Annotated in this window: 5 protein-coding genes and 1 pseudogene; all 6 read right to left on the bottom strand. The window is 62.9% G+C overall.

Going from position 1 to position 5,666, the window contains the following annotated elements; all coding sequences use genetic code 11:
• A partial coding sequence (locus PHX69_RS15045) for a hypothetical protein (protein WP_288044774.1) occupies nt 1-222 on the bottom strand: 222 nt, incomplete at its 3' end.
• A gap of 152 nt (nt 223-374) precedes the next feature.
• Nucleotides 375-1,019 carry a fused MFS/spermidine synthase gene (locus tag PHX69_RS15040; RefSeq protein WP_288044772.1) on the bottom strand — a complete coding sequence of 215 codons (645 nt, stop codon included), beginning with the start codon at nt 1,017-1,019 and terminating at the stop codon, nt 375-377.
• Nucleotides 1,019-1,504, bottom strand: coding sequence for a VOC family protein (locus tag PHX69_RS15035; RefSeq protein WP_288044769.1), 486 nt, complete (start codon nt 1,502-1,504; stop codon nt 1,019-1,021). The genes PHX69_RS15040 and PHX69_RS15035 overlap by 1 nt, the downstream gene beginning before the upstream one ends.
• A 152-nt stretch (nt 1,505-1,656) precedes the next feature.
• A complete protein-coding gene (locus PHX69_RS15030; RefSeq protein ID WP_288044767.1) occupies nt 1,657-3,705 on the bottom strand; it encodes an acetyl-CoA carboxylase biotin carboxylase subunit in 2,049 nt (682 codons plus the stop codon).
• Between the two features lie 234 nt (nt 3,706-3,939).
• Nucleotides 3,940-5,472 (bottom strand): acyl-CoA carboxylase subunit beta, encoded by a 1,533-nt coding sequence (locus PHX69_RS15025; protein WP_288044765.1) that lies wholly within the window; start codon nt 5,470-5,472, stop codon nt 3,940-3,942.
• 39 nt (nt 5,473-5,511) lie between these two features.
• A pseudogene (locus PHX69_RS15020) lies at nt 5,512-5,666 on the bottom strand (methylmalonyl Co-A mutase-associated GTPase MeaB); the annotation flags it as partial.

The following is a 5,666-nucleotide window of genomic DNA, read 5'->3' as shown; positions in this document are numbered from 1 at the left end:
GAGCACCAGCCGGTGCGGCTGGCCGATCTGGATGCAGGTCTGGCGCGCCTGAAAACGGCCAAACTGCATGCAGCGGTAGCCCTCGCCTTCGCGCACCAGGATGTTGCGGTACAGCGATTTTTGCTGGAACACCGTGTCGGTCAGCACAAACTGCTCGCCCTGCCCGGCGGCAGCGCTGCTGGCACCGGCGATCATGGCCAACGCCAGCGCAACTTTTCCCATGCCGTGCCAAAGCGCCCTGGCAGCGACGGGCCAGCACGCCCCGCTGCGCAGTCTGGGCGGTACGGCGGCAAGCAGGCGCTGCCACGCCGTTCCGACCCAGGTCACAGCAGCCGCCCAGCAGCCACGGCCTGGCGGTGTCTGTCCGCTGGCCATCACGCCTGCGCCCGGCGCCAGAGCCGGTCGGCCAGCACCAGGCTGCTGCCCACCAGCGCCGATACTCCCATGAAGCACAGCAAGATGGTGTGGATTTCCAGGTACAGCACCAGGTAGAACGAGGTCAGGATGGTGCCCGCCGCCGAGCCCAGCGTAGAGACAAAATACAGCCGCCCCGCCGACAGCCCCGAGCTGTCCAGCGCCGACACCAGCAGGCGCACGGCATACGGCGAGATCATTCCCGACAGCACCGTGGGCGCGCCAAACAGCAGCAGCGACCCCAGCAGCGAGCCATAGCGCGGATCGGGCACGGCGTCGGCCAGCGCCTCCAGCACCACATCGCCCAGGGCAATCACCGGCAAGGCCAGCAGCGCCTCGCCCAGCAACAGCAGGCCCAGCCGACTCAGCGTGGGCTGGTGCAAGGACAGCCGCCCGCCCAGCAAATAGCCCACCGACAGGCAGGCCATGAACACGGCAATCACGCCGCCCCAGACAAAAATGCTGTTGCCGAAAAACGGGGCCAGCAAACGCCCGCCCAGCAGCTCGACCCCCATGACGAAAAAGCCGCTCCAGAGCGCAGCGGCATACACCAGCAGGGTGCGCGGCGACAAAGCGGCGGGCAAAGGCAGCGGCGGCGCAGGCATCAGCCCAGCGCGGCAATCACTTCGGGCGGGGCCTGCACCAGCTCGATCAGCACGCCCTCGCCTGCAATCGGAAACTGCTCGTTGCTCTTGGGGTGCAAAAAGGTGATGTCGTAACCGGCGGCGCCCTTGCGGATGCCACCGGGCGCAAAGCGCACGCCCTGCGCCGTGAGCCATTCCACGGCCCGGGGCAAATCGTCAATCCACAGGCCGATGTGGTTCAGCGGCGTGGTGTGGACGGCGGGCTTTTTCTCGATGTCCATGGGCTGCATGATGTCCACTTCCACCTTGTAGGCGCCCTGCCCCATGGCCAGGATGTCTTCATCGACGTTCTCGCGCTCGCTCTGGAAGGTGCCGGTTTGCTCCAGGCCGAACATGTCCACCCACAGGGTTTTCATGCGCTGCTTGTCGGTGCCGCCAATGGCGATTTGCTGGATGCCCAGTACCTTGAACGGGCGGGCGGTGGTGGGCGTGGTGCTCTGGGTCATGGTGTTCTCCGGAAAATGGGGGCGGTTGTTTACTATGCTTTTAATAGCTGCTAGCGCCCGCCTCATAAGGGCTGAAAGCCAAAAACATTCAAAAAAATCAGGCAAAAGAAAGGGGCACGAAGCCCCTTTCCTGTTCAGCGCGGGCGCTGGGTTTATTGGAACTCGATGATGACCTGGTCCACGCTGAGCGATTCGCCCTTGGCCGCCACGATCTTGCTGACCACGCCATCTTGCGCGGCAAACAGCACGTTTTCCATCTTCATGGCTTCGATCACGGCCAGCTTTTCGCCGGCCTGCACGGCCTGGCCGGGCGCTACCGCCACATCCACCAGCAAGCCGGGCATGGGCGAGAGCAGGAAGCGCGACAAATCGGGCGGTGCCTTGTAGGGCATCAGCTGGTGCAGGCGTGCGCCCAGGGGCGACAGCACCATGGCTTCGATCTGCGTGCCGTTGTGCGCGATGCGCAGGGCCAGCGGGTTCTTGGGCGTGCCGCGCTCGACCTGGGCGGTAAAGCCCATGCCGTTGCACTGGCCCTGCACGCGGATCTGGCCTAGCGTGGCGGTGCTACTGATTTGGTAGCTGCTGGCGCCCACCGTGACTGCGCTGGAGCGCGATTTGTCTTCAAAGTCTGTGACCGAAACCTCGTGGTAGTCCTTCTGGCCTTCGTGGCCCAGAACGGCCACCACAAACTGCTCGCCCACCTTCACTTCGTGCCCGGCCATCTGGCCGCTGATGCCCGAGGCGCGTGCGCGGTAGCGGCGGTTCATGTAGGCGGCCAGCGCCACCAGGAACAGCGGGTCTTCGTGCGGCACATCGGCAGCGTGGAAGCCCTGGCTGTAGTTTTCTGCGATGAAGCCGGTGTTGAAGTCGCCCGAGACAAACTTCGGGTGCGCCAGCAAAGCCGCCTGGAACGGGATGTTGCTGCTGATGCCGCGAATGACAAAACCGTTCAGCGCAGCGCGCATCTTGGCAATGGCGTCGTTGCGGTCAGTGCCGTGCACGATGAGCTTGGCGATCATCGAGTCGTAGTACATCGGGATCTCGCCGCCCTCGTACACGCCGGTGTCCACGCGCACGCCCAGCTTTTTGCTGGTGTCGGACTGGAACATGGTTTCTTCCGGCGGCTGAAAGCGCACCAGACGGCCCGTGGACGGCAAAAAGTTGCGGAACGGGTCTTCGGCGTTGATGCGGCACTCGATGGCCCAGCCGTCGCGCTTGACATCGGCTTGCGTGAGCGGCAGTGCCTCGCCAGCGGCCACGCGGATCATCAGCTCCACCAAGTCCAGGCCGGTGATGCATTCCGTCACCGGGTGCTCCACTTGCAGGCGGGTGTTCATTTCCAAGAAGTAGAAGTCCTGGTCCTTGCCGACGACGAATTCAACGGTGCCGGCGCTTTGGTACTTCACGGCCTTGGCCAGTTGTACGGCCTGCTCGCCCATGGCCTTGCGTGTGGCCTCCGAGATAAAGGGCGACGGCGCCTCTTCAATCACCTTCTGGTGGCGCCGCTGGATGGAGCATTCGCGCTCGTTCAGGTAAATCACGTTGCCGTGGCTGTCGCCCAGCACCTGGATTTCGATGTGGCGCGGCTCCTGCACAAATTTTTCGATGAAGATACGGTCGTCGCCAAAGCTGTTGCGTGCTTCGTTCTGGCAGCTGGCAAAGCCGTCAAACGCTTCCTTGTCGTTGAAGGCCACGCGCAGGCCCTTGCCGCCGCCGCCCGCCGATGCCTTGATCATCACCGGGTAGCCAATGCCTTTGGCGATTTCCACGGCCTGCTCGGGGCCGCTGATGGCATCGTTGTAGCCCGGAATGGTGTTGACCTTGGCCTCGTTGGCGAGCTTTTTGGACGCGATCTTGTCGCCCATGGCGGCAATCGAGTGCGCCTTGGGGCCGATGAAGGCAATGCCTTCGTCTTCGCAGCGCTTGGCAAAGGCTTCGTTTTCGCTCAGAAAACCGTAGCCGGGGTGGATGGCCTGGGCGCCGGTCTGCTTGGCAGCGGCAATGATTTTGTCGGCCAGAAGGTAGCTGTCGCGGCTGGGCGCGGTGCCAATGCGCACGGCCTCGTCGGCCAGCAGCACGTGGCGCGCTTCTTTGTCGGCGTCAGAGTAAACGGCGACAGTGGCAATGCCCATTTTTTTCGCCGTGGCAATCACGCGGCAGGCAATTTCGCCACGGTTGGCAATCAGAATTTTGGTGAACATGTGAATCTCCGGAATCTTTACTGGATGGCGTTGGGGCCCGCCATGGGTGGGGTGCATTTATCTCCGCTCATGTCCCCCGCCCTGCGGGCTCCTCCTTGACTTCGCTGCGATAAACGCACCCCATCCATGGCTACAAAGGAGGTGTTTTCCATCCTTGAAAATGCGGCACCAAGACGGGGCTGTGTGGGCGTTTTGCCCCCTCCACCCCCTGACCTGTCGCACTGGTAGTTACCTTTACAGCGGAATGTTCCCGTGCTTGCGCCACGGGTTTTCCAGTTTCTTGTCGCGCAGCATGACCAGACTGCGGCAGATGCGCTTGCGCGTCTCGTGCGGCAGGATCACGTCGTCGATGAAGCCGCGCGCGCCCGCCACGAAGGGGTTGGCAAAGCGCTCTTTGTATTCGGCTTCACGGGCGGCGAGCTTGACGGGGTCGTTCTTGTCTTCGCGGAAGATGATCTCGACGGCGCCCTTGGCACCCATCACGGCGATTTCCGCATCGGGCCACGCCAGGTTAACGTCGCCGCGCAGGTGCTTGGAGGCCATCACGTCGTACGCGCCGCCGTAGGCCTTGCGCGTGATGATGGTGATCTTGGGCACGGTGCACTCGGCATACGCGTAGAGCAGCTTGGCGCCGTGCTTGATGATGCCGCCGTACTCTTGGCTGGTGCCAGGCATGAAGCCGGGCACATCGACAAAAGTGATGACCGGGATGTTGAAGGCATCGCAAAAGCGCACAAAGCGCGCGGCTTTGATACTGCTCTTGATGTCCAGGCAGCCCGCCAGCACCAGCGGCTGGTTGGCCACGATGCCCACGGTCTGGCCTTCCATGCGGCCAAAACCAATGATGATGTTCTTGGCGTAGTCAGGTTGCAGCTCAAAGAAGTCGCCATCGTCCACGGTTTTGACGATCAGCTCCTTCATGTCGTAGGGCTGGTTGGCGTTGTCGGGCACCAGGGTGTCCAGCGACAGGTCGGCGCGGTCTGCCGGGTCGTGGCTGGGGCGCACGGGGGCTTTTTCGCGGTTGGACAGCGGCAGGTAGTTGTACAGGCGGCGCAGCATGAGCAGCGCTTCGACATCGTTGTCAAAGGCCATGTCGGCCACGCCGCTCTTGGTGGTGTGGGTGATGGCGCCGCCCAGCTCTTCAGCGGTCACGTCTTCGTGCGTCACGGTCTTGACCACTTCAGGGCCGGTGACAAACATGTAGCTGCTGTCTTTGACCATGAAAATGAAGTCGGTCATGGCAGGCGAATACACCGCGCCACCCGCCGAGGGGCCCATGATCATGCTGATCTGAGGCACCACACCGCTGGCCATGACGTTGCGCTGGAACACATCAGCGTAGCCGCCCAGGCTGGCCACGCCTTCCTGGATGCGCGCGCCGCCCGAGTCGTTCAGGCCGATCACCGGAGCGCCCACTTTCATCGCCTGGTCCATGACCTTACAGATTTTCTCGGCGTGCGCTTCCGACAGCGCGCCGCCAAACACCGTGAAGTCCTGGCTGAACACGAACACCAGGCGGCCGTTGATCATGCCGTAGCCCGTGACCACGCCGTCGCCCGGAATCTTGTTGTCTTGCATGCCGAAGTCGGCGCAGCGGTGCTCGACGAACATGTCCCATTCTTCAAAAGTGCCGTCGTCCAGCAGCAGCTCGATGCGCTCGCGCGCGGTGAGCTTGCCTTTGCTGTGCTGCGCGTCGATGCGCTTTTGCCCACCGCCCAACCGGGCCTGCGCGCGCTTTTTCTCCAGTTGCTCCAGGATGTTTTGCATGGTTCGTCCTTGTTGAATGTGCTATGTGTTTGCTATGGATTATGTAGCTGTAAGCGCTTGCCCCGCGTGGGCTGAGAGCAGATTTCGTGCTGCGGTAGAGGCCGCAATGCGCCCCGCCGACACATCGGCCAGCAAGGCAGGCAGGCGCGCTTGCACCAGCGCGTTCTGGTGGAAAGCGTGTTTCAGACCGGCTT

The sequence above is a fragment of the Simplicispira sp. genome, from assembly GCF_028687295.1.
Lineage (GTDB): Bacteria > Pseudomonadota > Gammaproteobacteria > Burkholderiales > Burkholderiaceae_C > Simplicispira > Simplicispira metamorpha.
This window is presented reverse-complemented; position numbering and strand designations above follow the sequence as displayed.